The following is a 26,364-nucleotide window of genomic DNA, read 5'->3' as shown; positions in this document are numbered from 1 at the left end:
GTTAGTTTTAGAAAAATATTCCGTCCGATTTCTCAAAAGCGGAGGCTTACCTGAATGATGGTTTCTTCCTCCGTGCCGGATACCGTCAGCTTGCCGCTGTACAGGCTGACGATCTCCCCCGTGTGCTGCAGCCCGGCAGTGTTTACCGCCGGTGGGTCATCGTCAAAGAGCCACTGGGCAACGTCGGCAAATTTCTTTCCGTGCAGGCTGAATTTTTCCTGCCGGGGCAGGGGCGCGGAGTACACCGCTTCCAGCGTCAGCGTTTCCCCGGTGGGGAACACGGTGAACCGCACTTTCTTTTCCCCCTGTGCTTCGGCTGCCTCCCGGCACGCCTTGGTCAGCATTTCATCGATCAGCAGGCACAGCTCGGCGGTTTTTAAGGGCGCGCTTCCCGTGACGGCATTGCATTCAAAAGCGATGCCGTTCTGGGCGGCAAAGGCAGCCTTCAGAGCCAGTACCGCGTTGAGATAGGGATTTTCGTGGTATTCTCCCAGCACCGGCGTATGGGCGGAGTTTTGCTTTACAGAAGCAATATATGCCGGGATCTTATCCCCATTGCCGTCTGCCAGCAGCACCGCCACCGTATCCAAAGCGTATTCTCCTGCTTTCTGGGCAGAGTGGGCTTCCCGCACGGCGGCGTGGAGGTTTGTCAAACAGCTGGATTCCACGTCCAGTATTCCGGCGCGGGCTGCCGCCATGGCGGTCCTTTCCCGAAAACGCCCTGCCTGGTACAGGGAACGGAAGGCAAAAATCAGCCCACCGTACAAAAGCGTTACCACCAGCAGCCGGGCGGCGTGGATATTGGTGCGGAACAGGAAATCAAAGGCGCCCAGGGAGAAGAGGTAAATGCCAAGCAGGAGCAGGCACATACCCACAAGGAACCCGGAAGCCCCTCTGTCGCTGAAATGGCGGATAGGGCGGTACAGGCACAGCCCCAGCAAAAGCGTGAAAAGCAGGTAGATCAAAGCGGACAGCACCCCCGCGAACGCCCCTGCCGTGGAAAAGGGAAGCGCCCCCAGCAGCAGCGGCAGGAAAAAGCCCAAAAAAGTGAAATTGCACAGGGAAAGCAGCGCCAGAAACAGCTTTTGCAGGATATTGTTGGTGAAGAAAAAGAGGGAAATTCCAAAGAAGATCAGAGAGCCTACCAGGCAGGGCACCTGCTCTGCCAGAACGGGGTCATGCAGCACCCGGCGCAGAAAAAAAGCAGCCAGCAGCGAAAGCACGTACCCGGCTCCCACCGCGCCCAGGGTCGTCCATACCCGGAACCTGTCCTGCAGCAGCGCTAAAAACAGCCCAGCCGTGCAGAGAAAAACGATGGTAAAATAGATCATTCTGCAAGCCTCCTTTTTTCGGGAATCAAGTTTCGAGAAGCCCGGTACTTTTGCGGAGCAAAAGGGAACCGCTGCGCGGTTCAGGGATTCTCTTGAATGATCGCTTGCGATCATTTTCACCTTGCGGTGGACAATCGTGAAGCTCCTTTGTGCAAAGAAAAAACCAGGTGACCCGACCGCAGCTTTTTGCCCTTTCTAGCATCTAGAATCCAGAATTTAACATCTATTGTACCATAAATTTCCCTGTGAGACAATTACTTTTTCCAAATCCCGGAAAAGCCTCTCTCAAAAAATATATTTTATTTTCCAATATACCTTGACAGGTGAGGTATATTCTGCTATGATGTGTGCAGTCAATCACCTGCGCTGCGAATTGCGGCAGGAAAAAGGAGGAATTCCATGTCTATCGCGTCGGATGTCATTCGGGGGCATACCGATACCATCATTCTGGCTCAGCTCATGCAGGGAGACAGCTACGGCTATAAGATAAACCGTGCCATCGAGCTGCGTACAGGCGGAGAATACGAGCTGAAGGAAGCCACCCTGTACACGGCGTTCCGCCGGTTGGAACAGATGGGTTGTATCACCTCCTATTGGGGAGACGAAAGCACGGGCGCCCGCCGCCGGTACTATTCCATCACCCCGACCGGGGAGCAGGTCTATTATGCGATGCTGGCGGAATGGGACAGCTCCAAGCAGCTGCTGGAGACCCTTATTCGCCCGAATTAAACTTCTTAAAAGGAGATAAAAAGGAGAGTTTTACCATGGAATACAATATCAGAGTTTACGTTGACGAGTTGTTCCAAAACGCGCCCAAAACACAGAAGGCTTACGAGCTGAAGGTGGAACTGACCCAGAACCTGCTGGATAAATACCATGCGCTGCTCGCCGAGGGAAAAAGCCCGGAGGACGCCTACAACCTGACCGTGGTCAGTATTGGCGACGTGCGGGAGCTGTTTGACGGGCTGGAAGAAACGCCGGTACAGTCCGCTCCTGTTTACATTCCCACCACCAGCCCGGAAAAGCGCTCCGCCGCCATCACTTCCATTGCGGTCATGCTGTACATTCTCAGTGTGGTGCCTGTGATCGTGTTGGGCAGCCTTCCCATTCCGGGAATGGATATCCTGGGCGTGGTGCTGATGTTTGTCCTTATCGCCGCTGCTACGGGGCTTCTGATCTACAATCACGCCGCAAAGCCCAAAAAGCAGGTTCCCTCCGGCACGGTGGTAGATGATTTCAAGCAGTGGCAGACCCAGACCACCTCCCGCAAGCAGCTGTTGAAAGCCATTCGCTCCGCCTACTGGCCGCTGGTGCTGGCGCTCTATTTCCTGCTCAGCTTCGGCACAGGGCAGTGGCACGTTACATGGATATTATTCCTCATCGCCCCGGCGGTGGACGGCATTATCAAGTCCATTTTGACCCTGAACGACCCCAACGGCAAGTAAGCATCGGAAAGGAAGATAGGGTATGAAAAAGAAAGCAGCTTTTACATTGGTCGCCTGTTCCATCGCCGCGCTGTTCCTGATCTGCGTACTGGCGGTGGGTCTGTCCCAGAACGGCTTTGGCATTTTCAAGCTGGCAGGGGAAGCGAGCGCCGGCTGGTCGAAGGCGGCGGGAGATACCTATGAATACACCTGGGACCCGGTGGAAACCGATGTGACCGGGCTGGACATTGACTGGATCAACGGCGAGGTCGAGGTAAAGGTCGGCACCGGGGACTTGATCCGCATTACCGAGCGCCCGGCTTCCGGCAAGCTGGAGGAGCAGAAGCGGCTGAAGCTTTCCACCTCCGGCGACAACCTGCGGATCCAGTGGGATCAGGGCTTCCGGCTGATCTCCTTCGGCATTTTTGTGAATAACCGCAAGGACCTGACCATAGAGCTGCCCCGGTCCTTTGCCGGCGCCATGGGAGAAATGCTCTGCGAAAATACCAGCGGCAGGATACACATTGCCGGGCTGACCGCGAAAAAGATGAGCGTTTCCTCCACCTCCGGCAGCATTGAGCTGTCCGATCTGAAATTGGAAAAGGGGCTGGACATCGACAGCACCTCCGGGGCGATCGAGGCGGCTGACGTCACGCTGGGAGAGACTGTCAGCGTCAGCACCACCTCCGGCGCGGTGACGCTCAGCAACGTGCAGGCGAAAAAGGCGGATTTGGATACGGTTTCCGGCGCGCTGACCTATCTTGGCAGCGCGGAGGAATTTGACGGCAGCTCTGTTTCTGCTGCCATTCGCGGGGAATTTGTCAACTGCCCCGAAAAGGTAGACCTGAACGCTGTGTCCGGCGGGCTGACCCTGGTCCTGCCCGAAAACGACGGCTTTGAAACCGAATACAGCAGCGTGTCCGGCGATTTTTCTTCCGATTTTCCCGTCACCGGCGGGTCGGGAAAATCCGGCAGAGCCAAGTATGCTTCCGGCGCTGCCAGCTTCCAGTTTTCCACCACCTCCGGGGACATGAAAATATTGAAGCATTGACGCCTGCGCTTTTGAGATAATCGGAAACGGAGCAGTGCTGTCCGCCGGGTTCGTTCAAAACGGTGATACATTTCAGTTTGGGAAGGTTCTTTTGAGCCTTCCCGTTCTTTTTCCATGTTTCTGCACTTTTTTGTAGCAATTTTCCGAGTGTCATGTTAGAATGGGAATAGTAAAGAACAGGATCGGAAGTCCGGCGAAAACGACAGGGGAGGTGATCTGGTGTACGGCGCGATCTTAGGGGACGTGGCAGGCTCCCGGTTTGAGTTCAGCAAGCCCCAGGGCTTTGACTGGCGCACGGAAGAGCTGTTTGGCGGCATGAGCACCTATACGGACGATACGGTGCTGACCCTTGCCACGAAATATGCGGTGCTGCAGCAGGTCCCCTATGCCAAAGCCTATGGAATGTTTGGCAGGAAATATCGGAAGGTGGGCTATGGCAATCTGTTTTTAAGCTGGCTGGACGCCCATTCCGAACGGGGCTACGGCAGCTACGGCAACGGCTCCGCCATGCGGGTCAGCTTTCTGGGACAGTATTTCGATACGCTGGAACGGGTAGAACAGGAAGCGGAGGAGAGCTCCCGCTGCACCCACGACCACCCGGAGGGAATCAAAGCCGCGAAAGCCACCGCCGCCGCGGTTTTCCTTGCCAGGACGGGGGCGTCCAAAAAGGAGATCGCCTCTTACCTGCACAGGACCTACGGCTATACCGTCCACAAGCCGCTGTCCCTGTACCGCCCCTTTGGGAAATTTGATGTGACCGCCATGGGCACCATGCCCCTTGCGATCCGCTGCTTTCTGGAATCGGAGGATTGGGAAAGCTGCATTCGCAATGTGTGGAGCGTCACCTGCGATACGGACACCGTGGGCTGTATCGCGGGAGGGATCGCCGACGCGTTCTATGGCGGCACAGGTCTAAATGAAGACGAGCTGCTCCGGCGGTTCCTTATCAAGCCCAACGAACAGGGCGTTTTTGATACTTTTTTGTACGACTGGGCAACCAGGGAAGCTCTACCCCAGCTACCGACCGACAACCAAGAGGAGGGTACAGTATGATCGTACAGACCTACCAATCTAAAATAGTGCTGAAAATATTGCAGTCCGGGGAAACCTACCGGGCAAAGCCAAACCTGACCCTGAAGGGGGAATATCAGGCGCTCATCGACCTGCTGGGGCTTCGCTGCGAATGCCCGGTCTTTGGTGTGGTCAAGGGAAAAAGGCAGAACACTGGGGGCAAGGTTTCCGGCTCGGTCAAGCTGACGCTGGACGTGCCGGAAAAAATGGTCCACCTGACGGAATACGGCGAATGGGCGGATTTCCTTTACGTGTTCAAGTATACAAAGCCCGGGAACTACCGCTCTCTCCGCCCGGACTGTGAGGAGATCACCGTGCGGGACTACAACCTGCTTTTGGAAAAGCTGAAGACCCAGAAGCCCCTGTCCGAATACAAATGCCCCCAGGTGGTGCTGGAAAAAATACATCCGGCGTGGCTGAAAAGCGCGAAGGTCATGGGCAGGGGAAATCTTTTTACAAGGCTGTTCCGGCGCTGAGGGCGCGGAGGAAAGGAAGAGGGGACCACTATGATGATCGGAAAATACATTTTGTCCATCGACCAGGGGACTACCAGCTCCCGGGCGGTGCTGTTCGATTCCTTTGGCGGCATTGCCGGCATGGGGCAGCGGGAGTTCCGGCAGTTTTATCCCCAGCCGGGCTATGTGGAGCATAACGCGGTGGAGATTTTGCAGACCACCCTGTTTGCCATGCGCCAGGCGGTAGAGCAGGCGGGCATTCGGGCATCGGACATTGCCGCCATCAGCATTACGAACCAGCGGGAAACCACCGTGGCGTGGGATTCCGTTTCCGGCATTCCCGTGTGCAACGCCATCGTCTGGCAGTGCAGGCGTACCGCGCCGGAATGCGAGAGGCTGAAATCCGCCGGCATGGAGCAGTATATTAAGGACACCACTGGGCTCATTATTGACCCTTACTTTTCCGGCACGAAAATGAAATGGATCATGGAAAACGTTCCCGCCGCGAGGGAACTGGCAGACAAGGGGCGCCTGCGGTTCGGCACTATCGACACCTGGCTCGTCTATTCCCTGACTGACGGAGATTCTTACGTCACCGACGTTTCCAACGCTTCCCGCACCATGCTGTTCGATATCCACAGGCAGCAGTGGGACGAGACCATGCTCCGGGAGCTGGGCATTCCCCGCAGCGCCCTGCCCAGGGTGGCGGAATCGGGAGAGATCGTAGGCGTGTGCAAGGATTCCGTGCTGGGGGAGGAGATTCCCATTGCCGGCATGGCGGGGGACCAGCAGGCAGCGCTGTTCGGGCAGTGCTGCTTTGAAAAGGGTATGGCAAAAAATACATACGGTACAGGCTGCTTTGTGCTGATGAACACGGGCGATAAGCCGGTCAGGTCCGAAAACGGTCTGCTCACCACCATCGCGTGGAAATTAAACGGCAAAACCACCTACGCGCTGGAGGGCAGCGCCTTTAACGCCGGCTCGGCGATCCAGTGGCTGAGAGACGAGCTGGAGCTTATTAAAACTCCGCAGGAAGCCGACCAGCTGGCGGAATCTGTGGAGGACAGCGGCGGCTGTTCCTTTGTGCCCGCGTTTACCGGCCTGGGCGCGCCGTACTGGGATATGTACGCCAGAGGGGCGCTGCTGGGCGTGACAAGAGGGACAAAGCGCGCCCATCTCTGCCGGGCTGTGCTGGAAAGCATCGCGCTGGAAAGCTACGACCTGGTGAAGACCATGGAGCGGGAATCCCATGTGTGTATGTCCGAGCTGCGTGTGGACGGCGGCGCTTCCCGCAGCCGGTTCCTCATGCAGTACCAGGCGGATATCCTGAACGCCAGGGTGCGCCGCCCCCAGTGCCTGGAAACCACCGCCCTTGGCTCTGCCATGCTGGCAGGTTTGACCGTGGGCGTGTGGGACAGCCAGGAGGAGCTTTCCTCCATCTGGAGGGAGGACGTCCGCTTTACCCCGGACTACCCGGAGGAGCGCCGGGCAGCCGACCTTGCCCGCTGGCAGGAATCCGTTCGCCGCAGCATGGGCTGGGCGGCGGAACAGCGTTAGAGCTGCAATTTCCAATAAAATAGAGCCCTGCGCTTTCTTCCCGGAGAGTGCGGGGCTTTTGCAGGGAAAGGGCTTTTTTCGGCATACCTCCCTTTTTCAGTGGGTATAATAAAACCAGAATGAAACTGAAAAACGGAGGCTGCCCTATGTGTACCAGCATTGCTATGAAAACAGATCATTTTTACTTTGGACGGAACATGGATATCGAGTACGAGTTCGGCGCGCGGGTGGTGGTCACGCCCAGGAATTACCCCTTTCAGTTCCGCAGGGCGGGGGAGATGAAGACCCATTACGCCATGATCGGTATGGCGACGGTGATCTCCGGCTATCCGCTTTACGCGGAAGCGGTCAACGAAAAGGGGCTGTGCATTGCCGGGCTGAATTTTCCCGGCAACGCGTACTACTCTACCGTGTTGGACAGCAGTAAAGCAAATATTTCCCCCTTCGAGCTGACCCCGTGGCTGCTGGGCAGGTGCGCGAATTTAGCGGAAGCGAGAAAGCTGCTGGAAACCACCAGCCTGGTATCCATTCCCTTCAGCGAGAAGGTGCCGCTGTCGCCCCTGCACTGGCACATAGCGGACAAAACCGGGTCTCTGGTGCTGGAAGCCACCTCCACGGGAATGCACCTGTACGAAAACCCCATGGGCATTCTCACCAACAATCCGCCCTTTGATTTCCACGTGCAAAATGTCTGCCAGTATATGAATTTGACGCCCAGACAGCCGGACAACTGCTTCCACACCAGGGCAAGCTTAAAGCCCTTCAGCCTGGGAATGGGCAGCATCGGTCTGCCGGGAGATTTTTCTTCCGCCTCCCGGTTCGTAAAGGCTTCCTATCTGCTGCTCAATTCCACGATAAAACCAGATGACGAAAGCGGTTTGGCGCAGTTTTTCCACCTGCTGGCTTCCGTCTCCATGGTGCGCGGCGCGGTGATCGTCCCCGACGGCAGGTTTGAAATCACCACCTACAGCTGCTGTACCGATGTGGACCGCGGAATTTATTATTACACCACCTACACCAATCAGCAGATCACCTCTGTGGAACTGCACCGGGAAAACCTTGACAGCGCCGCCCTGATCGAATACCCGCTCCGCACCGCCCAGCAGATTTTTCAGGAGCGCCAGCCCTGCAAACGGAATGCAGGGTAACCTTTCTTCGCTGCCGATTTTGTCACAAAGCGTGATAGTACACAACACCCGAGCTGAGAAAGGAGAAGTACAGACCACCAGTTTTACTGGCAATCTTGATCCTGACAGCTTTTGGGATCACTTGATTTTTCAAAAAGGCTTTCCAGAGGGACTTCCAAAATTTTCGCCAGCCCGTAAAGCTCGATGTCCGTCACAGTCCGCTGCTTGTCCTCAATTCTGGAAATCGACCCACGGCAAACGTAAACCGCCAGCGTTTCCAGCTTATCGGAAAGAGCCTGCTGGCTCAGCCCCTTTTTGATCCGCAGCTCCCGTACCCTGCTTCCAATCATATTCATTTCCTGTCCATCAATGATTCTCGCCATAAAAAGCACCTCTATTCTTTTTGTCTTGACATAGGACAATGAATAGAGTAAACTAAGATTACGAAAATATTGTCCTGTAACAGGACAATAGGAAGAAGGAATGGATATGAAAAAAATTGCTGTGCTTTTCCTTGCCGTACTTATCCTGCTGGTCTCGCTTTGCGCCTGCGGAAAACCCGGGGCGGAAAATCCTGTTGTATCAGCTGTGCCGGTGGAAACGGTCACCCCAACCCCAACCCAGGCGCCGACGCCAATCCCAACTCCAACTCCAACTCCAACCCCAACTCCGACCCCGACTCCTGAACCCATACCAACTCCTGAACCCATACCAACTCCTGAACCTACGTCCACGCCCGGCAATTGGGAACTTTTCTATTACAATGACAACTTCAACGAGCCGACTGATGAATGGTATATCGCCGCCCTGGGTTTTGGTACTTTTTCAAATAATGCCGCGACCAACGAAGAATTAGCCGCGGCGCTAATGGTAGATACCGAAGATATTGCAATACAGCTTATTGAATATCCCAGAACTAGTCGTTTGGTGAAAAAAGCTCTATTCCTTGATGATTATTACGATATTACCATGCGGACGCAGGCTGGAACAGATTATTTCATGACGGGGACAATGTATGAGGGCGGTGACAGGCTTTGGATCGACAATGATCCCACCTATCGGGAGAATATTTTAAGCGCCCTGCAGGGGGAGGGCAGCGTTTCCTTCTATCTCAAATACTCCGCTCTCAATAATACCTATTTATTCACAATAGAGACGGGCAATTTTTCCGAGCTGTACCAACAGGCAATGGAACTGGGATAAGGAGAAGCTGCATTGAAAAACAATTTGTTTTGCTATGCCACCAGTGAGCTTTGCCGTCCTTGAAGACTACCGCAGGATTTTGGGGAATATCCGGGAAAAAACATAAAAAGTAATGGGGTATAGATCCCCGCAGGATTTTTTGTTGACATTTCCCGTGCCGTACCGTATAATAAAACTCCGCTTTTTGACAGGCTCTATCCTCCCGTCACCGTGAAACGGGTTGATTTCGGGCAAAAAAGCGCACATAATTCCGCAAGACACCCCGGGGGTACTTCCCTCCGGGGCAAATCCTGTTGGAAAAACGGCGGCGCCGTTACCGCTGCCGGATACCCGCGGTGATGTCACTGCCACCGCGGAACAAATGTGTAGAACGAGAAAGGAGCGGATTTTATGATCGAGGTGTCCCATTTGCGAAAGACCTTCCGCGTGGCAAGACGGAACGCCGGATTTTCTCAGGCGGTCAAGGCGCTGTTCCACCGGGAGTACGAGGAGATCGAAGCCCTGTCCGATGTGAGCTTTTCCATCGGAGAGGGGGAGATGGTGGGCTATATCGGACCGAACGGCGCCGGGAAAAGCAGCACCATTAAGGTTCTAAGCGGAATACTGACCCCGGACGGCGGCGAGTGCCGCATTGACGGCAGGGTCCCGTGGAAGGAGCGGGCGGAGCACGTCAAGCACATCGGCGTGGTGTTCGGGCAGCGCTCCCAGCTTTGGTGGGACGTGCCCGTTATCGACTCTTTCGAGCTTTTGAAGGAGATTTATTCCATTCCCGACGACCTCTATCGGAAAAACCTTTCCCGCCTGACAGAGCTTTTGGAGCTGTCCCAGCTGCTCCGTACCCCCACCCGCCAGCTTTCTCTGGGGCAGCGAATGCGGTGCGAGATCGCCGCGTCCCTGCTGCACAGCCCAAGGGTGCTGTTTTTGGACGAGCCCACCATCGGTCTGGACGCCGTGTCCAAGCTGGCGGTGCGGGAGTTTATCAAGGAGCTGAACCGGGAGGAAAAGACCACCGTTATTCTCACCACCCACGATATGCAGGACATTGAAGCGCTGGCGAGCCGGGTGATTTTGATCGGCAAGGGGAAAATCCTGCTGGACGGCACGCTGGACGATATCCGGCGGGGCGGGGAAAGCATTGACGAGGCTCTGGCTGAAATGTACCAGGAACTGAAAATTTAGGAGGGCGGAAACGTGAAAAAATATTTGGCTTTTTTCCGCCTCAGGTTTATCACGGGGCTGCAATACCGCGTTGCCGCGCTTTCCGGGCTTGTGACCCAGTTTGTCTGGGGCGGGCTGCTGATCCTCGCCTATCAGGCGTTTTACCGCAGCCAGCCGGAAGCGTTCCCCATGACCTTTCAGGCGACGGCGACCTACATCTGGCTCCAACAGGCGTTTCTGGCGCTGTTCCAGCCCTGGGGCTTTGAAAACGAGATTTTTGAATCCGTTCGCAGCGGCGCGGTAGCCTATGAGCTTTGCCGCCCGGCAAGCATTTATTCCATGTGGTTCTCCCGCACGGCGGCGCGGCGGTTCTCCCAGGCGCTCCTGCGGTGCTTCCCGGTGCTGATCGTGGCGTCCCTGCTGCCCGCGCCCTATGGCATTGCTCCGCCTGCCGGGGTGGTGCAGCTGCTGTTATCCCTGCTTTCCCTGGTGCTGGGCGCGCTTGTGGGGGTGGCTTTCTGCATGATCGTCTATTTCAGCGCCTTTTTTACCGTTTCCGTGGAGGGGACGCGGGCGATCTCCGCTTCGCTGGTGGAGCTGCTGGAGGGCGCAGTCATTCCCATTCCTTTCCTGCCCGACGGCATTCGCCAGATCGCGGAGCTTTTGCCCTTTGCCTCCATGATGAACGCGCCGCTGCGGATCTACGCCGGGGATATCGCCGGCAGGGAGATCCTATCCACCATGCTGATACAGGTGTTCTGGGTCACGGCGATGATAGCGGTGGGAAAACTGATGGAACGCTCCGCTATGAAGCGCACCGTCCTTTTGGGCGGCTGAAAGGGAGGGAATGAATATGAAGCTTTATCGAAAATATTTTGCCATTCACCTAAAAAGCGCCATGCAGTACAAGACCTCCTTTTTCCTGGCGCTGTTTGGACAGGCTTTCGTGACCATCAATATGTTTCTGGGGATATTTTTCCTTTTTCAGCGGTTCCACGCCATTGAGGGCTTTACCTACAGCCAGGTGCTGCTGAGCTATACCATCGTTCTGCTGCAGTTTTATCTGGCGGAGTTTTTCGCCCGTGGCTTTGACCGGCTGGACACGCTGTTGGCAAACGGAGAGTTTGACCGCATTCTGGTGCGCCCACGGAACACGGTGTTCCAGGTGCTTGCCAGCAGGTTTGAATTTACCCGGCTGGGCAGGCTGCTCCAGGTGGCGGTTTTGCTGCCCTATGCCGTTTCCACCTGCGGCGTGGAGTGGGATTTTCCAAAAGCGCTGACGGTGGTTTTCATGGTGCTGGGCGGAGCGCTGCTGTTTTCCGGCATTTTTATCGCGGGGGCGGCGCTTTCCTTTTTTACCACCCAGGGGCTGGAAGTCATCAACGTGTTCACCGACGGGGGAAAGGAGCACGGCAAGTACCCGTGGAGCGTATACGGAAAGCGGGTGCTGCAATTTACCACTTACATCGTGCCCTATGCCCTGACCCAGTATTACCCGCTGCTCTATGTGCTGGGGCGGGAAAATAATCCGTTGCTTATTTTCCTGCCGCTGTGCGCGGCGTGGTTCCTTGTGCCCTGCTATCTGCTGTGGCGGCTGGGGCTGCGGCGGTATAAGTCCACCGGGTCGTAATCATATATATTTTCGTTTTATGTTTTGATTTTCCCCCAAATATCTGCTTTCGCACAGGTTGCTTTTTTCCCCTTTGCCGATGCTTCCGTGTGCGAAAATCTTTTCTTCGTTGCAAAGGGGGCAAAGCCCCCTTTGCAAACCCCTTGATAGGGTCGCAGGTCTGTGCTTTTTTCAGGGGGAATGTGAGGGGGGGACGGAGTCCCCCCCTCGCAAGAAAGAAAATAATTGCGTATGGCAGCACTGACGGAAACGTACAAACCTGAATACGCGAAATCACTTTACTTTGGGAAAGAAACTGCCTGCCTGAAAAATCATGAGTTGTCAGACGGAAAGAAAGAGAGGAAACCTATGATATTGGAAACGGAACGGCTGTATTTGCGGGAATTGGAGCAGTCAGATTTTTCCGCCCTCTGCAGGATATTGCAGGACGAGCAGACCATGTACGCCTACGAGGGCGCGTTTACGGACGCTGAGGTGCAGGACTGGCTGGACAGGCAGCTTGCCCGGTACAAAAAGTACGGCTTCGGGCTGTGGGCGGTCATTCTGAAAGAGACGGAGGAGCTGATCGGGCAGTGCGGCTTGACCATGCAGCCTTGGAAAGACGGGGAAGTGCTGGAGATCGGCTACCTGTTCCGGCGGGACTGCTGGCACAAAGGCTATGCCACCGAAGCCGCGGTGGGCTGCAAGGAATATGCCTTTGAAACGCTGCACGCCGGGGAGGTGTGCTCCATCATTCGGGACACCAACACCGCCTCCCAGAATGTGGCGCTGCGAAACGGCATGGAAAAGCGGGACAGCTGGACAAAGCACTACCGGGGCGTGGACATGCCCCACTTCCGCTATGTTGTGGATCGGAAATGAGAAAAATGGCTCGGCGAATAGATATTAGTCGTTAGATGTTAGAAAGGGCAAAAAACTGTGGTCGGGTCGCTGGGCTTTTTTCTTTGCACGAAGCAGCTTCACGATTGCTCATTCTTGCCTGTCGGCTCGGTCGGTTCGCACCAACGTCCCGCTGGGACGCGCTCACCGCAGGTGTTTTTTGCAACTTGCGCCTGGATTTCAGCAGGTGGGGAAAAATCGGTTGCAGAGCGAAAATTTCCCGGGTATACTGAAAGCGTGATCACAGGAAGGAGGAAACCCCATGCGGATTTCCATTGAAGAGGGAGAACAGTACGCGGAAACAGAAATACTCATTCGCTGCCGGAAAACAGACCCGGAGCTGGTGAAGCTTATCAGCCTGCTGCAGGTTTTTGACCGCAAGCTCACCGGCATCAGGGAGGGACAGACCTTTCTGCTGGAAGCGGCGGACATACTCTACATCGACACGGCGGATAAGAAGACCTTTCTGTACACCGCGGACGAGGTCTATGAAACGCCCCTGCGGCTTTACGAGCTGGAGGAACGGCTGGCGACCAGCGATTTCTTCCGTGCGTCCAAATCCTCTATTATCAATTTCAACGGCATTCGTTCCCTGCGCCCGGATTTTGGGGGCAGAATGTTTGCCACCATGGTAAACGGCGAGCAGCTTGTCATTTCCAGACAGTATGTGCCGTATGTCAAACAGAAATTAGGCTTATAAGGAGAGAACTGTATGAAAAAATTTTTTCATTTTGTTGTGGAATTCAAGTCCTGGCTCAGCCTGTGCTTTACCGCTGCCATGCTCATCTTTCTCACCATCAGCTGGATCGTGGGAGAGAAGACTGTGGAAATTGCAGTTTTGTTCCAGATTTTCCTGTTGTCAGTGGGGGGGACGCTGTTGCAGTTTGTCTTCTTCTCCGGCTGGGTCATCAAGAAGATGCGCTATTCCCTGCGTCTTTTGCTCTTTGCTTTCCCAATGCTGGCACTGGTTACAGCTTTTGCGGTATGGTGTGGCTGGGTGCCGATGGGAAATCCCGGCGCCTGGGTGCTGTTCTTTGTGAGCTTCCTCGTGAGCTTTGCGCTGATCTGCGCCGGGTTTGAGTTCTGCTTCTGGGTGATGGGCAAAAAGTACGATGGGCTTTTGGGGCAGTACCGAAAGGACCGGGAAAAATAAGCGCTTGCCAAACTCCTGCTTTTTCGCTATACTAAAATAAAAGTAAATTCAAGGATTCCCCTGCCATTGGCAGGGGAATCCTTGAAAATTTCCGGCGCTGTGATTTGGTTATCGGCGCTTTTGGAGAGGGAGAGGGAATGACACAGGAGGAGCTGAACAGGGAGCTTGCGGAGCTGGCGGCGGCGCTCCGCGATATGGGAATCCCCGTGTCCCCAAAGCTGCTGCCCGGTGTGCGTGTGAACTGCCGGGCAAAGCGGCGGCTGGGCTGCTGCTATTATCAAAACGGCGTGTATCAGGTAGAGGTTTCCGAAACGCTGGTAGATTCTCCTGAGCGGCTGCGCCAGACCCTTGCCCATGAGCTGCTTCACACCTGCCCCGGCTGCCGGAACCACGGCGACCGCTGGAAAGCTTACGCCCGGGCGGTCAATGATGCCTTTGGCTTCTCCATTCAGCGCCTTGTCCCGGCGGAGGAAGACAGCACCCGCCTGCGGAACGACCCGGTCAAATATGTGCTCCAGTGCCAGTCCTGCGGGGCAGTGCTTTATCGCAGCCGGATGTCCAAGGTGGTAAAAGCCCCGTGGAACTACCGCTGCCGGTGCGGGGGAAAGCTGAAGCGGCTGCAGTAAGTTGACTTTTTCGGGAAATTTGGCTACAATAAGAAAAACGAAACGAAAAGCGGACAGGCTTGCTTTTGGGTTCTGGAGAGCAGGGCTTCTCCGTTTCTTGCGGAAAGGAAAAGGTCATTCTTGTGAAAAAGTGGAGCTTTCTATTGCTTGCGGGGTGCCTGCTCTGCTGTTTGGCAGGCTGCCGGAACCCTGATTCCCTCCAGCTGGACCTCTCCCGGGGTTATGGGCAGAACCTGAAGCTGATCCATCTCAATTCCAGCACTGCCGAAAAGCGGGAGCGGATCGACACCTTTATCGGTGTGCTGACCGACGCGGAGCCTTTGGAGAAGGATTTTTCCATGTTTGCCTATTACCCGGACTACCAGCTCAAAATCACCGGGAAGGCGCTGGACTACAAGTTGGACGGGGACGGCGTGATTCAAAATGTCACCGTAAAAGAGGGCGTGGGCTTGACGATCACCGCCATTGTGGACGTAAACGGCGACTTTGTGGATTTTATCCTGCCCGATGTGGAAGCGGGGGGTTCCTCTGTGATCTACCGTTCCGTTATGACCGCCGAGGATTTTGTGAAGCTGGTGAACCACGCGTAAAGAAAATTGTGAACCGAAAGAAAAGCGGAAAGCGGGGAAATCCTGTTTTCCGCTTTTTGAAACGGCGTCTGGAAAGAGCACCTCCGGCGTATTGCGCCGAAGGTGCTCTTTCAGTGTTTCTATGCTTTTGGCTGTGCAATTATTGTTCTCTGAGAGTGACGAACCGCTCCATGACCGCGGCAGTCTCGGCGCGGGTGGCAGTGGCGTGAGGCATCAGGCGCATCGTGTCGCTGCCCTGAATAATGCCTGTGGAAACAGCCCATTCCATCGCTGATTTTGCCCAGGGGGAGACCTGCCCGTGATCGGCAAAGGGCGTCAGATCGGCAGTGCGACCGTCATTCAAGCCGGGTGAGCCTGCATAACGGTACAGCATGGTCGCCAGCTGTTCCCGCGTAATGTGATCGTGAATATTGCTTCCGTCCGAAACGCCGGCGCTCACAGCCCATTTGACAGCCTGATCGTACCCACTGACGGTCTGCCCAGCCATTCTGGCAATTACGGTGATCACCATTGCCCGGCTGGTTTTTCCAAACGGATCAAATTTATTGTTGCCCACCCCCAAAAAGAGGCCGCGGTGGACCGCAAAGCTCACAGGGGCTTCGTACCAGCTTCCAGCCTTCACATCGGTAAACAGCTGGGACGCAGGCGGTATTTCCGTATCGTCAGGGGGAGTGGGAACATCGGGCTGCTCCAAAGGCGGGTCCCCGGTCGAACCGCCGCCTGTTCCGCCGGTATTGCCACTGCCGGAGCCGCTTTCCCCAGAGCCTGGATCGGAGAGCACGGTCAGCCGCGCGGCGGCAGAAAGCGTACCGTCCTTTGAAGGCGCGGAAACCGTGACTTCGTAAAGCCCGGGGGCGATCCCGCCGGACAGGTCGATGGATTCGATACAAAGGTCATAGCCGTCGTCACTGCCCAGTTTCGGGGTCATAAACACCCGGAGATTGAGCTCCTCAGATTCAGCGGAGGCGGTGTCCCAATCCGGCTTAAGCTCCTGTGATTTCCCGTTCAGCTCCAGCTCGTAATAGAAAGTGGGGAATCCTGCCGGATCGCTCTGCACGATCATATCAAAGGAAACTCCGCTGTTCAGATCGCCGCGGTGGGCGCTTTTTTCCGGCGAAAGGCATTCCAGCCTGGTGAGATATGGCACAGGGGTTTCTCCGGCATGTATGCTCCAGAGCTTCCTGCCGCCGGAAAGTTCGCCTGCAATGACGCAGCCTGCCTGAGAGGGGGAGGGGGCAAAGGTAAAGCTTCCGGCACTGGTTTCAGGACCGTCAATATAGATATGCCCGGTTTGTGCCAGACCAGAGTGACCGTTATAGCCGCCGGAGGTCTCAAAGGCAGTGGTCCCCGTCAGTTCCCTTGCCACCGTAAGCTTTTCGCTGCTTCCGAGCACGAGAGTGCCGCCGCCGGAAAATTTTTCCGTGACGATGGGCTCCTCATTGCCGGCAACGTTCAGCACCGCGCCCTCATCGACGGCGATTTCAAGAAAGCCGGAGCCGTTTTCGCTTGTAAGCGCCGATGGCTTCAGTGTGCTGGATTTTACCGCGAGGCTCCTGATCCCGAGCAGGGAAAGATTCGTATTGGGAAATTCTGAGGAAAATTGGACGGAAGTTCCCTGAGCCGCCCCAAGACCAACAACTTCACGCACAAAAGCGTCGTCAAGCCGGACCGCTACCTTTCCGTTGACGGAGAAAGTGGGGTCGTACCGGGGATCGGGCGGTTCTGTCACATCAAACATATTGTCCAGATCCAAGTTGGGTTCCTCGGCGCCGCAGGCATATACGTTGCCGATGGCAATGTTTTTTGAACCAGCAATACTGATCGCGGCGTCGCCGTCCTGCCCCACGTTCAGACCCCCGGCGTAAATGTTTCCAAGGTGGGTCTTTTCCCCGGATATGGTGATGGAGCCGCCGCTGGCAGGCACAGCGCCCAGCCAGCTGCCGCTTGGGTGTTTTAGTCCCCCCGCGAACACATGGACAAGCCGGCAGCCGCTTTCCCGCGCGGTGTTTTTCAACGTAAGGCTGTGACCGTTGGCAAAAATGCCGCTGTGATACTTATTGACAAATCCCAGCGTGACATTTTCAAAAGTCACATCGCCGCCCATCACAAGACCGGCGGCACGGACCGTCAGCTCTGCCTGCTCGTTCCCCGCGGGGCGTACAGTCACGTTTTTGTCGATGACATAGGGGCTGACGCCTGCCTCCTCGCGGATATTGATAAAAGCGCCGGAACCGAGAATGTATATGGTACCGCCGTCCGCCACGTTGGCAACGGCGTCCTCAAAACGGTTATAGGGGTTTTCCCGGCTCCCGTCCCCGGAGGTGTCGGCGTTGGGTCTTGTCGCCTCAGTGTAGACCTCGCTTTTTCCCGCCGTATTTGGGGTCGCCATCGCTCCGAACGCAGTGTTGGGCACAGCCGCAAGGAAGCACAGCAGCAGTGTGATGGCAAAAAATTTCTGTCGCAGCTTCATCTTCATGGGTTACCTCCCGTAAAGCATAGAATCAGGGCTTATCAGCATTGTACCAGAAAAATTCCCGCCTGTCACCAACAAAATGTTTTTGAAGAAAAATCTAAAATTATGTAAACTGAAATTTGGATTTGAGATCCTGCCGCGGTCCCAACCGCCGGAAAAGGAAGCGATGATTGCGGCAGGGCAAAAACCTGATAAGAAAAAGCTCCCCGGTTTCCGGGGGGCTTTGCTTCATAGGGAAATGGCTCAGTCCTTCAGGATCACGCCGTTGCCGTCGTACATACGGGAGGGAGAGTTTGCGGAAAGGATCAGAATGCCCTCGATCAGCGACCAGATGGCGACGCCGGCAGTCGCCACGCCGCAGGTGAAAATTCCGCCCAGGGTGGACACGATCAGCTGAACTACCGCGCGGCTGTTAAAGCCCAGATAGAAATTGTGTACGCCGAAAACGCCGACTAAGAACGCCAGCAGACCGGCAGCCAGCCGGCTTTTTTGATTATATCCGGCAGGGGGGACATTATAATAGGTCTGGGGCTGCCCGTAACTGGGAGCGCCGTACTGGGTCTGGGGATTGTACTGGGGCGGCGTGCTGTACTGGGGCTGCTGCGCCGTATAGTTGGGCGGCGTCTGCTGATAGGCAGGCTCAGCCTTGGGAGGCTCCGGCGCGCGGGGCGGGTCGGGCATATGGAAAGGTTCCGCCGCGGAGCCGGGAATATTTGCTTCCTCCGGCGTGAGGATCTCCGGCACCACCGGGTCCGGCTCCAGCGTCAGCTGGGGCGTGGGGCGTGTGGGAACCGTTTCAGGGGCAGGGCTTGCCGCCTGAACAGGCACTTCCTGAGCAGGCTCTGCCACAGGGGCTTCCGCCGCGGCAGGCTGTGTGACTTCTTCCGCGGTCTGCGCGGGCTCTGCCGCTTCGGCCGTTTTCGGAACAGTCGTTTCGGGCTGCAGGTCTTTGTTTTCAAAATCAGTCATGGAAATTTCTCCTTTTACAAAAATAGGGAATGCCGGCTGCGGAAACTCAATCCTTCAAGAACACGCCGTTTGCGTCCACATTGATGCGTCCGTCCAGCAGCTTGATGCCGTCCAGAATGCCCCAGATCGCGATGACGATAGCGCCCACGCCGCAGGTCAGCAGGGAAATCAGCAGCTGCATCAGCCCCCGGGAGGTGTTCCCAAGGTAAAAGCTGTGGATTCCGTAGGTGCCCAGCAGGATCGCCAGAATGCCTGCCGCGATACGGCTCCTCTGGGGATAGCCGGGAGGGGGCTCCATACCTGCCTGAGGCTGGTATTGGGGCGGATTGTACATGGGCGGTTGGTTGTTGCCGTTGTTGTAATTGCGATAGTCTGACATAGACACCATCTTTCCTTTACTAGAATAATTGCCTGGTCTGCCATGGAAAAGCGAAGCAAATTGCCGCGTTTTTCCGTTCTTCTGTCTTTCTGTCACCCATCATACACTATCGTTTTGTGGAAATCAATACGGGAACGTGCAAAGTAAGAGAAATGTAATCATCAGAAAGATTTTTTTCGTTTTCTGTAATAAAGTTGTCCTTTTGAGGGCAACTTTTTCCTTTTTCGGCGGTGGGGATAGAAAGGAGACGAGCTTGTATGGACAGACAGGACCCGGCGCGGGAAACCGCGCAGGAAGGCTACCGACGCATTGCCTTCGGAGACATTAGCGACGCGATCCGGCTGCTGTTCTGCGAGGAGGTTGCGCCCCGCGCCTTGAAGAATATGGACCTGTTCAGCATATCGGAGATCAAGCGCCTGAAGGGCGGCGGCATGGAGATCAAGTTCTTCGATCGGATCCAGGCTCTCCAATGTATGCAGGAGCTGGAGGGGGATACCACCGGCTGCGGATTTTATCAGGCGCTGGAAAACGGCGCAAGGGTGCTGCGGGAAACGGAAAATTGAGACTCTCCTTTATGGTGGTCTTTTTCCAAACGCAGGGGACTTGGAGCGCAAATGTTTCTGCTTGGCAGAGAAAGGAGGTGAATTTATGACGCTTGCGCCTTTTTCGCCGAAGCAGATGAAAGCGCTGTGCTGGTGGGGGAAGCAGAGCCCCTACCACGACCGGGAAGCGCTGATCTGCGACGGCGCGGTGCGCAGCGGGAAAACGCTGTGCATGGGCATCTCCTTTATATGCTGGGCATTTTCCCGGTTTTCCCACCGTTCCTTCGCCCTTTGCGGGAAAACCGTGCGCAGCATTCGCCGGAACATGGTGACGGAGCTGCTGCCCGTCCTGCGGGAGCTGGGCTTTACCGTGCAAGACAGGGTGAGCCAGAACAAAATCACCCTGTCTCAAAGGGGGAGGAAAAACACCTTTTATCTCTTTGGAGGCAAGGACGAGGCTTCCGCCGCGCTGATCCAGGGCATGACGCTGGCGGGCGTGCTGTTCGACGAGGTGGCGCTGATGCCCCACTCCTTTGTGGAGCAGGCTCTGGCGCGCTGCTCCGTCACCGGGGCAAAATTCTGGTTCAATTGCAACCCCGAGCACCCGGGGCACTGGTTCTACCGGGAATGGATCGAAAAGCGGCAGGAGAGGAACGCCCTGTACCTGCACTTTACCATGGAGGATAACCCTTCCCTTTCCCCGGAAACAAAGCAGCGCTACCGCAAAATGTTTTCCGGCGTTTTTTACCAGAGGTTCATCGAGGGGAAATGGGTGGCGGCGCAGGGGCTCGTGTACCCCTTTGCGGAAAGCCTGCTGTGCGAGCCGCCGCCGGGAGCATGGGAGGACTGGGCGGTGTCCTGCGATTACGGCACCGTGAACCCCACGTCCTTTGGCTTATGGGGCTTGCAGGGCGGCTGCTGGTACCGGGTAGACGAATACTACTACGCTTCCCGGCTGACCGGGGAGCAGCGCACGGACGAGGAGCATTATCAGGCGCTCCTGCAGCTCTGTGGGGATAGACCTGTGCGCCGGGTGGTGGTAGACCCCAGCGCCGCCAGCTTCCTGACCCTGATGGGTCAGCGGGGCAGGTTCCAGCCTGTTCCCGCGAAAAACGACGTGCTGGACGGTATCCGTCAGGTGAGCAGCGCGCTGAAAAGCGGGAAAATCCGTATCTGCAAAAACTGCGTGGACACGGCGCGGGAATTTTCCCTGTACCGCTGGAAGGACGACCTGGCACGGGACGCGCCGGTCAAGGAAAACGACCACGCCATGGACGACATTCGGTATTTCGTGTCCACGCTGCTGGAAGCAGATGGGGCGGGCGCTTCGGCATTCTGCGCCGTTGCCCGCGGGGAAGAAGACTGATTCAAAAAAGGAAGGTGGTTCTACATGGGGTTCCGAAAACGGGAGGAGAAATTGGCGGCGGTCAGCGTGCAGAGCGGCGCCCAGGGCTGGGCGCTGCCCCGTACCCTCCCCGCAGGGCGGGGCGAGCGGGAGCTTTACCGCAGCCTGCGGGAAAATGTGCCCATCATCGACGCCGCTATCTATAAGCTGCGCCGGTTGATCGGAGAATGCGCCGTGTCCTGCGAGGACAACGGAGCGGAAAGGGGCTTGCGGGATTTTTTGAAAACAGTGCAGGTAAACGCCGTGGGGCAGGGGCTGGACGATTTTATCGGCATCTATCTGGAGGAGCTGCTGACTTTCGGCAACGCCGTAGGGGAAATGGTGGTGTCCGGCGGGCAGATACGGGCGCTGTACAACGCTTCCCTGGACGATCTGGAGCTGGAGGAGGACGGACCGCTGGGGGTCAGGGTCTCCGTGGCGGAGCCGGGCGGCAAGCGGGAATGCCCCTATCCCCAGCTGCTGCTGGTGTCGGCGCTGAACCCTCCGGCGGGCAGCCCGTGGGGCACCTCGCTGCTGCGGGGGCTCCCCTTTGTCAGTGAGATCTTGCTGAAAATCTACCACACGCTGGGCGTGAACTGGGACAGGCTGGGCAATGTGCGCTTCGCCGTGACCTGCAAGCCCGACAGCGCCGGCGGCTTCCCGGCGGCTGACAGGGCCAGAAAGATGGCGGAGGAATGGAAGAAAGCCATGCGCAGCCGGGAGGTCAGCGATTTTGTGGCGGTGGGGGACGTGTCCATCAAGGCGATCGGCGCGGACAATCAGATTCTGGACAGCGATGTGCCCGTCCGCCAGATGCTGGAACAGATCGTGGCAAAGCTGGGGCTGCCCCCGTTTTTGCTGGGGCTTTCCTGGTCCTCTACGGAGAGAATGTCCAGCCAGCAGGCAGACGTGCTGACCAGCGAGCTGGACGCCTATCGCCGCCTGCTGACCCCGGTGATCCGAAAAATCTGCTGCACATGGCTAACGCTGGCAGGTTATCCGGCGGAGTGCGGTATCCAGTGGGACGAGATAACCATGCAGGACGAGGTGGATCACGCCAACGCCCGGTACCTTACTGCCAGAGCAAGACAGCTGGAGCAGAGCTTGGAGAAAAACGGAAAGGAGCGAAAGCCATGAAAGAGGGATACGTGATAAAGAGCGGGGACCCGCAGGCGCGGGAAATGGAGCTGATCAACCGCTACACCCGCCGGGAATACAAGCCCGAAGAGGTGTACGCCTTTTCCCTGATCCTCTGCGACAACGAGATAGACAGGGATTTTGAGCGCTTTTCCCCGGCGGCGCTGGAAAAGCTTCGGGAGCTGTTTTTGGGCAAGACCTGCATTCTGGACCACGAGCGCAAAAGCGCCAACCAGACTGCCAGGATTTTCGATACGGCGCTGGAAACGGAGGAGGGGCGCGTCACCCGGGCGGGAGAGCCCTACCAGCGGCTGACCGCCAGAGCCTACCTGCCCAAGACGGAAAAGAACCGGGAGACGATCGAGCTGATCGAAAGCGGCATTTTGAAAGAGGTCAGCATCAGCTGCGCCGTGAAGAGATCCGTCTGCGGCATTTGTGGAAAGGAAAGCTGCTCCCATCAAAAGGGGAGAGAGTACGGCGGAAAGCTGTGCAGCCGCATTCTGGAAGAGCCTGCCGACGCCTATGAATGCTCCTTTGTGGCGGTTCCCGCCCAGCGGGAGGCTGGCGTGCGCAAGGGCTGGAAGGAGGCTTCGGAGCCCGGTCTGGAAAAGCTGAAAAGCAGCGCAGGGGAGCAGGTCTCCCTGTCCGCCGAGGAAGCCCATCTGCTCAGCGCCAAATTGGAGGAGTTGGAGGAGCAGGCACAGTGGGGGCAAAGCTATCGGGAAGCTTTGCAGGCGGATATTTTGAAATACAGCGGGCTGCTGCAGCCGGAGGTGCCGGGAGATGTGATGAAAGCGGCGGTGGAGAGTTTGTCGCTTTCCCAGCTTTCCCAGCTGGGGGCAGCCTATGCTGCCATGGCGCAGAAGGTCATGCCCCTGCGCCCCCAGCTCGCCCCGGAAGTGAAAAAAAGCCGGGAGGAAGCAAACGGCGCGTACCGCATCTAACGGGAGACCCCGTCCCGAGCCGGGCAGCGTGAATCCGCGCTGCCCGATGAGTGGGCGGTGTTCCAAATACAGCAAGGAGAAAGGAGAACAGTTATGAAAGTATCGTTTTTGGGGATCGGAGAGCAGGTGGCTACCTTTGAGGCAGTCACCAGCGGCGCCACTGCCGTCCAGGTGAACGCTCCGGCGGTCATGAGCGGGAACGGCAAGGTAAGCGCCAGCAGCAAGGCGGGCGAGCTGCCTGCGGGCATGGTGACAGCCGTGCGCGGGGACTTCGCCGCCGTGCAGATCGGCGGCTACATGAAGCTGCCCTGCGACGCCGCCCTGACCGTGGGCTACCAGCACCTGGTGACGGACGCCTCCGGCAAGCTGAAGTCTGCCGCCGCCGGCAGACCCGGTCTTGTCGTCGACGTAGCGGACGGCGTCTGCGGCGTGATCCTGTAAGCGGGACAAATTCGGCTCCCGGCAGGCTCATGCTCCGCCTTTGGGCGCAACAGAAACAGGAATGAGAAGTAAAAGGAGGAAAAAGCATGGCAGATTTTGAAAAGATCGTCTTGGAAAAGGGCATGTACGGCGTGCCCGGAAAAAGCTTCACACAGGTATTGGAGGAGCTGGACAGCTCCGAAAACTACAAGGGAACCGCGCTGGAAGGTCTGGACGCTTACCAGCGCCAGCTGAAGCGCTTCGGCATCCGCGTTAGCGGAACGGGCTCCGACACGGTGGAGAAATTCTTCAGCACCACCTCCAGCGCGGCGCTGTTCCCGGAATACGTCTCCCGGGCGGTAAGCAGCGGCATGGAAAGCGCCAATAAAGTCACCGACCTGGTGGCGACCGTCACAAAGATCGACGGCATGGACTACCGCACCATTACAGCCGAGGAGGACGGGGAGTACAAGGAGCTGAAGCCCGTGGTAGAGGGCGCGCAGCTGCCCCAGACCACCATTCGCGTGGGAGACGGGCTGGTGAAGCTGCGCAAGCACGGCAGAATGCTGGTCAGCTCCTATGAAGCCCTGCGCTTCCAGAAGCTGGACCTGTTTACCGTGGCGCTGCGTCAGATTGGCGCCTACATCGCCACCTCCCAAATGCGCGACGCGGTGGACACACTGATCAACGGGGACGGCGCCAAGCCCGGCATCACCTTTACCGCCGGAACGCCCGGCTACAGCGATTTTATCGCCATGTGGGGCAGGCTTTCCCCCTACAGCCTGAACACCGTGATCGCCGGTACGGAGGCAATGGAAAAGCTGCTGCAGATCTCCGAATTTAAGGACGCCCAGGCGGGCATGAATTTCCAGGGCACCGGCAAGCTCTGCACGCCGCTTGGCGCGAACCTGATCCACATTCCCGGCATGGAAGCTGGGAAGATCATCGGGCTGGATAAGAACTGCGCCCTGGAAATGGTGCAGGCAGGTGACGTGAGCACCGAGTACGACAAGCTCATCGACCGCCAGCTGGAGCGGGCAGCCATCAGCGTCATCACCGGCTTTGCCCGTATCTATCAGGGCGCCGCGCAGGGCATTTCCTACACCGTGTCCGCCTGATAGGATCTTTATGCTCTGAAAAAGAAACGTGGGGGCGGAAACGTTTCCGCCTTAGAGAGTATCAAGAAGGTTGGAAAGCTTCCTCTTCGGAAGGAGGGAGAGTTACGAGAGGGGACGATCAGTAGTCCCCTTTCATTTTCCAATCACAGCATGTTGAGGGAAGCTCAACGTGCTTGAGCGGGGCGAAAAGCTTTTCGCCCTGCTCGTGGGGGCGGAAACGGAAACGTTTCCGCCCTTGCTTCAAAAAGGAGGAGGATCAAATGACGCTGAATTTGGAAAAGGTATCGGAAAAATTCTACCGCTACAGCGGCGAGAGTAAAGAAGATACGGAACGCGCCGCCCTGTGCGCGCAGCTCTGCGAGGAAAGCGCGGCGAAAATCCAGGGGGCGCTGGACGCCTGCCCCGGCGCCGACCCCGCGCCCTGTTTGGGGGCGCTGGAAAGCTGGGCGGCGGCGGAAGCCTTTTACCACCTGACCCTGGCGGACGAGGCTACCGCGCCGGAAAGCATCTCTGCCGACGGCGTTACCGTCAGCGCCGGGGAACGGTCGAAAAAGGCAAAGCTCCTGCTGGAGGAAAAAAGGAGCGCTGTGTTCCCGGCGCTGGGCGAGGGAGGGTTCTATTTTGGGAGAGCTTGAGCAGACGAGAAGATTTTTCTGCCGCCTGTTCCGCCGAACAGGACCCGTTACGCTGGAAACGGAAGCCGGGAAAGTCCTTTCCGGCAGGGGGGTCATTACGGCGATGAAGCGCACGGCAGGGGAATGGGGCGGCGTCCGCCATGAATTGGGAACGCTTTCCCGCCCTCTGTACCGCTTTTTGGGCGACCTGCCCCCGGAGCAGGGAAGCGGCGGTATTCTCACGCAGGGGAAGCGCAGCTACCGCGTTCTGGAAAGCCGCCCCCTCCTGCTGGGAGGAGAAGAGATATGCACAAAAATGATTTTGGAAAGGAGGGACGATGATGAGGAGCAGTGAATGGCTGGAAAAAATTTTAGCCCTGTTTCAGGAAAAAATTCCCGAAGCGGATTTTTACCGGGCGCACCGGGAAAAGCCGGGCAGCAGAGCGCTTTCATGCCCGGTGGTCACGGGAGAGGTGGACAGCGAAACGGTAAAGCCCGCATCGGAGGAGACCCGGCTGCGGTTCCGCATCTATCTCCCGGAAAAGCAGGGCTTGGAGACGGCGGAAAGCATTTTTGCCGCCATGTGCAAGCTGGCAGGGGAAAAATATTCGGGCTTTTCCGCCATTTCCCGCGGCGCGGCGGAACGGGACAAGATAACCGGGCTGCTGGCGGTGAACTGTTCCCTTTCCTTTCTCACCCAGGGCGCGGCGGGCAGCCCGGGCGATGGTTCCTGCAAGGTGCTGCTGGGCGGCAGGGAGTACCAGATATCCGGCAGCAAGACCACGGTGAGCAGAAGCGCGAAAAATTTGGTTTCCATTGGGGAGACAGAGCCATTTGCCAGCCTGAACGAGGAGATGGAATACACCGTGGAGCTGGAGGGCATCGACACCGCCGGGCTGGATAAGCTGGCAAGCTTCACCGCGGAGCTGGGTACGGGGGAGGAAAAATCCGTCTATCAGGGCTGCCGCTGGAAGCAGATTTCCGATGTGCTGCGCCGGGCGGTGTTCGTTTCCGCCGTCAAAGAGGGCGCCGCGTAGAAAAGGAGGAATGGATCATGGAAAGTGTAGAACGGGCGGAGGAGCTGTCCCTGGAAATCGAGCGGGACAGCCGGCGCTATCCGGGAAAACTG

30 protein-coding genes are annotated in these 26,364 nt (G+C 57.0%); 25 read left to right on the top strand and 5 right to left on the bottom strand.

From position 1 onward, the window contains the following. Positions 1-32: 32 nt before the first annotated feature. Positions 33-1,331: a hypothetical protein gene (locus tag AB8996_RS07110; RefSeq protein ID WP_369298284.1), complete on the bottom strand. Its 1,299-nt coding sequence runs from the start codon at positions 1,329-1,331 to the stop codon at positions 33-35. 399 nt (positions 1,332-1,730) lie between these two features. On the opposite strand from AB8996_RS07110, the gene AB8996_RS07105 reads away from it, so the two are divergent. The 7 genes from AB8996_RS07105 (at position 1,731) to bsh (ending at position 8,037) form a co-directional block, all read left to right on the top strand. Continuing rightward, complete coding sequence (locus AB8996_RS07105; protein WP_369298283.1) at positions 1,731-2,060, top strand: PadR family transcriptional regulator; 330 nt, start codon at positions 1,731-1,733, stop codon at positions 2,058-2,060. A 35-nt stretch (positions 2,061-2,095) separates the two neighbouring features. Then, complete coding sequence (locus AB8996_RS07100; protein ID WP_369298282.1) at positions 2,096-2,776, top strand: permease prefix domain 1-containing protein; 681 nt, start codon at positions 2,096-2,098, stop codon at positions 2,774-2,776. A gap of 22 nt (positions 2,777-2,798) precedes the next feature. After that, the gene (locus tag AB8996_RS07095) at positions 2,799-3,806 is read left to right on the top strand and encodes a DUF4097 domain-containing protein (protein ID WP_369298281.1); all 1,008 of its coding nucleotides are present in this window, start codon (positions 2,799-2,801) and stop codon (positions 3,804-3,806) included. A 219-nt stretch (positions 3,807-4,025) separates the two neighbouring features. Continuing rightward, on the top strand, positions 4,026-4,859 hold the full coding sequence (locus tag AB8996_RS07090) for an ADP-ribosylglycohydrolase family protein (protein WP_369298280.1): 834 nt from the start codon (positions 4,026-4,028) through the stop codon (positions 4,857-4,859). After that, positions 4,856-5,353, top strand: coding sequence for a hypothetical protein (locus AB8996_RS07085; RefSeq protein ID WP_369298279.1), 498 nt, complete (start codon positions 4,856-4,858; stop codon positions 5,351-5,353). The genes AB8996_RS07090 and AB8996_RS07085 overlap by 4 nt, the downstream gene beginning before the upstream one ends. Before the next feature lie 30 nt (positions 5,354-5,383). Continuing rightward, complete coding sequence (glpK, locus tag AB8996_RS07080) at positions 5,384-6,889, top strand: glycerol kinase GlpK (RefSeq protein ID WP_369298278.1); 1,506 nt, start codon at positions 5,384-5,386, stop codon at positions 6,887-6,889. A 146-nt stretch (positions 6,890-7,035) separates the two neighbouring features. Continuing rightward, the gene (bsh, locus tag AB8996_RS07075) at positions 7,036-8,037 is read left to right on the top strand and encodes a choloylglycine hydrolase (RefSeq protein WP_369298277.1); all 1,002 of its coding nucleotides are present in this window, start codon (positions 7,036-7,038) and stop codon (positions 8,035-8,037) included. An 83-nt stretch (positions 8,038-8,120) separates the two neighbouring features. Here the strand turns inward: bsh and AB8996_RS07070 are convergent, their stop codons facing one another. Further along, positions 8,121-8,399, bottom strand: a complete 279-nt coding sequence (locus tag AB8996_RS07070; protein WP_369298276.1) for a helix-turn-helix domain-containing protein — start codon at positions 8,397-8,399, stop codon at positions 8,121-8,123. A gap of 106 nt (positions 8,400-8,505) precedes the next feature. Between AB8996_RS07070 and AB8996_RS07065 the strand changes: the two genes are divergently transcribed. The 9 genes from AB8996_RS07065 (at position 8,506) to AB8996_RS07025 (ending at position 15,255) form a co-directional block, all read left to right on the top strand. Next, complete coding sequence (locus AB8996_RS07065; RefSeq protein WP_369298275.1) at positions 8,506-9,219, top strand: hypothetical protein; 714 nt, start codon at positions 8,506-8,508, stop codon at positions 9,217-9,219. 390 nt (positions 9,220-9,609) lie between these two features. Further along, the gene (locus AB8996_RS07060; protein WP_369298274.1) at positions 9,610-10,398 is read left to right on the top strand and encodes an ATP-binding cassette domain-containing protein; all 789 of its coding nucleotides are present in this window, start codon (positions 9,610-9,612) and stop codon (positions 10,396-10,398) included. Between the two features lie 12 nt (positions 10,399-10,410). After that, positions 10,411-11,214: an ABC transporter permease gene (locus tag AB8996_RS07055; RefSeq protein WP_369298273.1), complete on the top strand. Its 804-nt coding sequence runs from the start codon at positions 10,411-10,413 to the stop codon at positions 11,212-11,214. Positions 11,215-11,230: 16 nt separating this feature from the next. After that, positions 11,231-12,007, top strand: a complete 777-nt coding sequence (locus tag AB8996_RS07050; protein ID WP_369298272.1) for an ABC transporter permease — start codon at positions 11,231-11,233, stop codon at positions 12,005-12,007. Positions 12,008-12,355: 348 nt separating this feature from the next. Further along, positions 12,356-12,868 carry a GNAT family N-acetyltransferase gene (locus tag AB8996_RS07045; protein WP_369298271.1) on the top strand — a complete coding sequence of 171 codons (513 nt, stop codon included), beginning with the start codon at positions 12,356-12,358 and terminating at the stop codon, positions 12,866-12,868. Positions 12,869-13,148: 280 nt separating this feature from the next. After that, complete coding sequence (locus tag AB8996_RS07040) at positions 13,149-13,586, top strand: LytTR family DNA-binding domain-containing protein (protein ID WP_369298270.1); 438 nt, start codon at positions 13,149-13,151, stop codon at positions 13,584-13,586. Between the two features lie 12 nt (positions 13,587-13,598). After that, on the top strand, positions 13,599-14,039 hold the full coding sequence (locus tag AB8996_RS07035; RefSeq protein WP_369298269.1) for a hypothetical protein: 441 nt from the start codon (positions 13,599-13,601) through the stop codon (positions 14,037-14,039). A 137-nt stretch (positions 14,040-14,176) separates the two neighbouring features. Next, a complete protein-coding gene (locus AB8996_RS07030; RefSeq protein WP_369298268.1) occupies positions 14,177-14,665 on the top strand; it encodes a SprT-like domain-containing protein in 489 nt (162 codons plus the stop codon). Positions 14,666-14,787: 122 nt separating this feature from the next. Next, positions 14,788-15,255 (top strand): hypothetical protein, encoded by a 468-nt coding sequence (locus AB8996_RS07025; RefSeq protein ID WP_369298267.1) that lies wholly within the window; start codon positions 14,788-14,790, stop codon positions 15,253-15,255. A 139-nt stretch (positions 15,256-15,394) separates the two neighbouring features. Here the strand turns inward: AB8996_RS07025 and AB8996_RS07020 are convergent, their stop codons facing one another. From AB8996_RS07020 to AB8996_RS07010, 3 genes are all read right to left on the bottom strand, one after another. Then, complete coding sequence (locus AB8996_RS07020) at positions 15,395-17,731, bottom strand: S-layer homology domain-containing protein (protein WP_369298266.1); 2,337 nt, start codon at positions 17,729-17,731, stop codon at positions 15,395-15,397. Between the two features lie 240 nt (positions 17,732-17,971). Then, on the bottom strand, positions 17,972-18,697 hold the full coding sequence (locus AB8996_RS07015) for an NINE protein (RefSeq protein WP_369298265.1): 726 nt from the start codon (positions 18,695-18,697) through the stop codon (positions 17,972-17,974). 46 nt (positions 18,698-18,743) lie between these two features. Then, positions 18,744-19,076: a TM2 domain-containing protein gene (locus AB8996_RS07010; RefSeq protein WP_369298264.1), complete on the bottom strand. Its 333-nt coding sequence runs from the start codon at positions 19,074-19,076 to the stop codon at positions 18,744-18,746. 257 nt (positions 19,077-19,333) lie between these two features. Here AB8996_RS07010 and AB8996_RS07005 point away from each other — a divergent pair, with 257 nt between their 5' ends. The 9 genes from AB8996_RS07005 (at position 19,334) to AB8996_RS06965 (ending at position 26,272) form a co-directional block, all read left to right on the top strand. After that, entirely contained in the window at positions 19,334-19,639 is a 306-nt protein-coding gene (locus tag AB8996_RS07005) for a hypothetical protein (protein ID WP_369298263.1), read from the top strand. An 85-nt stretch (positions 19,640-19,724) separates the two neighbouring features. Beyond that, on the top strand, positions 19,725-20,984 hold the full coding sequence (locus tag AB8996_RS07000; protein ID WP_369298262.1) for a PBSX family phage terminase large subunit: 1,260 nt from the start codon (positions 19,725-19,727) through the stop codon (positions 20,982-20,984). Positions 20,985-21,008: 24 nt separating this feature from the next. After that, positions 21,009-22,139, top strand: a complete 1,131-nt coding sequence (locus AB8996_RS06995) for a serine/threonine protein phosphatase (RefSeq protein WP_369298261.1) — start codon at positions 21,009-21,011, stop codon at positions 22,137-22,139. Then, the gene (locus tag AB8996_RS06990; protein WP_369298260.1) at positions 22,136-23,083 is read left to right on the top strand and encodes a hypothetical protein; all 948 of its coding nucleotides are present in this window, start codon (positions 22,136-22,138) and stop codon (positions 23,081-23,083) included. Before AB8996_RS06995 ends, AB8996_RS06990 begins: the two co-directional genes overlap by 4 nt. A gap of 93 nt (positions 23,084-23,176) precedes the next feature. Further along, positions 23,177-23,524: a hypothetical protein gene (locus AB8996_RS06985; RefSeq protein ID WP_369298259.1), complete on the top strand. Its 348-nt coding sequence runs from the start codon at positions 23,177-23,179 to the stop codon at positions 23,522-23,524. An 86-nt stretch (positions 23,525-23,610) separates the two neighbouring features. Continuing rightward, positions 23,611-24,621, top strand: a complete 1,011-nt coding sequence (locus AB8996_RS06980; RefSeq protein WP_369298258.1) for a phage major capsid protein — start codon at positions 23,611-23,613, stop codon at positions 24,619-24,621. Positions 24,622-24,881: 260 nt separating this feature from the next. Next, a complete protein-coding gene (locus AB8996_RS06975; protein WP_369298257.1) occupies positions 24,882-25,256 on the top strand; it encodes a hypothetical protein in 375 nt (124 codons plus the stop codon). After that, positions 25,243-25,590, top strand: coding sequence for a hypothetical protein (locus AB8996_RS06970; protein WP_369298256.1), 348 nt, complete (start codon positions 25,243-25,245; stop codon positions 25,588-25,590). Before AB8996_RS06975 ends, AB8996_RS06970 begins: the two co-directional genes overlap by 14 nt. Beyond that, entirely contained in the window at positions 25,577-26,272 is a 696-nt protein-coding gene (locus AB8996_RS06965) for a hypothetical protein (protein WP_369298255.1), read from the top strand. The genes AB8996_RS06970 and AB8996_RS06965 overlap by 14 nt, the downstream gene beginning before the upstream one ends. Positions 26,273-26,364: the final 92 nt, after the last annotated feature.

Origin of the sequence: uncultured Neglectibacter sp., assembly GCA_937958185.1 — a bacterium.
Lineage (GTDB): Bacteria > Bacillota > Clostridia > Oscillospirales > Acutalibacteraceae > Acutalibacter.
The sequence above is the reverse complement of the archived record's forward strand: the minus strand, read 5'-3'. Positions and strand labels throughout refer to the sequence as shown.

What these genes read in the sequence shown, in the direction of transcription:
- AB8996_RS07110 (WP_369298284.1), bottom strand. Translation starts at nt 1,331, where the DNA reads ATGATCTATTTTACCATCGTTTTTCTCTGCACGGCTGGGCTGTTTTTA.
- AB8996_RS07105 (WP_369298283.1), top strand. Translation starts at nt 1,731, where the DNA reads ATGTCTATCGCGTCGGATGTCATTCGGGGGCATACCGATACCATCATT.
- AB8996_RS07100 (WP_369298282.1), top strand. Translation starts at nt 2,096, where the DNA reads ATGGAATACAATATCAGAGTTTACGTTGACGAGTTGTTCCAAAACGCG.
- AB8996_RS07095 (WP_369298281.1), top strand. Translation starts at nt 2,799, where the DNA reads ATGAAAAAGAAAGCAGCTTTTACATTGGTCGCCTGTTCCATCGCCGCG.
- AB8996_RS07085 (WP_369298279.1), top strand. Translation starts at nt 4,856, where the DNA reads ATGATCGTACAGACCTACCAATCTAAAATAGTGCTGAAAATATTGCAG.
- glpK (WP_369298278.1), top strand. Translation starts at nt 5,384, where the DNA reads ATGATGATCGGAAAATACATTTTGTCCATCGACCAGGGGACTACCAGC.
- bsh (WP_369298277.1), top strand. Translation starts at nt 7,036, where the DNA reads ATGTGTACCAGCATTGCTATGAAAACAGATCATTTTTACTTTGGACGG.
- AB8996_RS07070 (WP_369298276.1), bottom strand. Translation starts at nt 8,399, where the DNA reads ATGGCGAGAATCATTGATGGACAGGAAATGAATATGATTGGAAGCAGG.
- AB8996_RS07065 (WP_369298275.1), top strand. Translation starts at nt 8,506, where the DNA reads ATGAAAAAAATTGCTGTGCTTTTCCTTGCCGTACTTATCCTGCTGGTC.
- AB8996_RS07060 (WP_369298274.1), top strand. Translation starts at nt 9,610, where the DNA reads ATGATCGAGGTGTCCCATTTGCGAAAGACCTTCCGCGTGGCAAGACGG.
- AB8996_RS07050 (WP_369298272.1), top strand. Translation starts at nt 11,231, where the DNA reads ATGAAGCTTTATCGAAAATATTTTGCCATTCACCTAAAAAGCGCCATG.
- AB8996_RS07045 (WP_369298271.1), top strand. Translation starts at nt 12,356, where the DNA reads ATGATATTGGAAACGGAACGGCTGTATTTGCGGGAATTGGAGCAGTCA.
- AB8996_RS07040 (WP_369298270.1), top strand. Translation starts at nt 13,149, where the DNA reads ATGCGGATTTCCATTGAAGAGGGAGAACAGTACGCGGAAACAGAAATA.
- AB8996_RS07035 (WP_369298269.1), top strand. Translation starts at nt 13,599, where the DNA reads ATGAAAAAATTTTTTCATTTTGTTGTGGAATTCAAGTCCTGGCTCAGC.
- AB8996_RS07030 (WP_369298268.1), top strand. Translation starts at nt 14,177, where the DNA reads ATGACACAGGAGGAGCTGAACAGGGAGCTTGCGGAGCTGGCGGCGGCG.
- AB8996_RS07020 (WP_369298266.1), bottom strand. Translation starts at nt 17,731, where the DNA reads ATGAAGATGAAGCTGCGACAGAAATTTTTTGCCATCACACTGCTGCTG.
- AB8996_RS07015 (WP_369298265.1), bottom strand. Translation starts at nt 18,697, where the DNA reads ATGACTGATTTTGAAAACAAAGACCTGCAGCCCGAAACGACTGTTCCG.
- AB8996_RS07010 (WP_369298264.1), bottom strand. Translation starts at nt 19,076, where the DNA reads ATGTCAGACTATCGCAATTACAACAACGGCAACAACCAACCGCCCATG.
- AB8996_RS07005 (WP_369298263.1), top strand. Translation starts at nt 19,334, where the DNA reads ATGGACAGACAGGACCCGGCGCGGGAAACCGCGCAGGAAGGCTACCGA.
- AB8996_RS07000 (WP_369298262.1), top strand. Translation starts at nt 19,725, where the DNA reads ATGACGCTTGCGCCTTTTTCGCCGAAGCAGATGAAAGCGCTGTGCTGG.
- AB8996_RS06995 (WP_369298261.1), top strand. Translation starts at nt 21,009, where the DNA reads ATGGGGTTCCGAAAACGGGAGGAGAAATTGGCGGCGGTCAGCGTGCAG.
- AB8996_RS06990 (WP_369298260.1), top strand. Translation starts at nt 22,136, where the DNA reads ATGAAAGAGGGATACGTGATAAAGAGCGGGGACCCGCAGGCGCGGGAA.
- AB8996_RS06985 (WP_369298259.1), top strand. Translation starts at nt 23,177, where the DNA reads ATGAAAGTATCGTTTTTGGGGATCGGAGAGCAGGTGGCTACCTTTGAG.
- AB8996_RS06980 (WP_369298258.1), top strand. Translation starts at nt 23,611, where the DNA reads ATGGCAGATTTTGAAAAGATCGTCTTGGAAAAGGGCATGTACGGCGTG.
- AB8996_RS06975 (WP_369298257.1), top strand. Translation starts at nt 24,882, where the DNA reads ATGACGCTGAATTTGGAAAAGGTATCGGAAAAATTCTACCGCTACAGC.
- AB8996_RS06965 (WP_369298255.1), top strand. Translation starts at nt 25,577, where the DNA reads ATGAGGAGCAGTGAATGGCTGGAAAAAATTTTAGCCCTGTTTCAGGAA.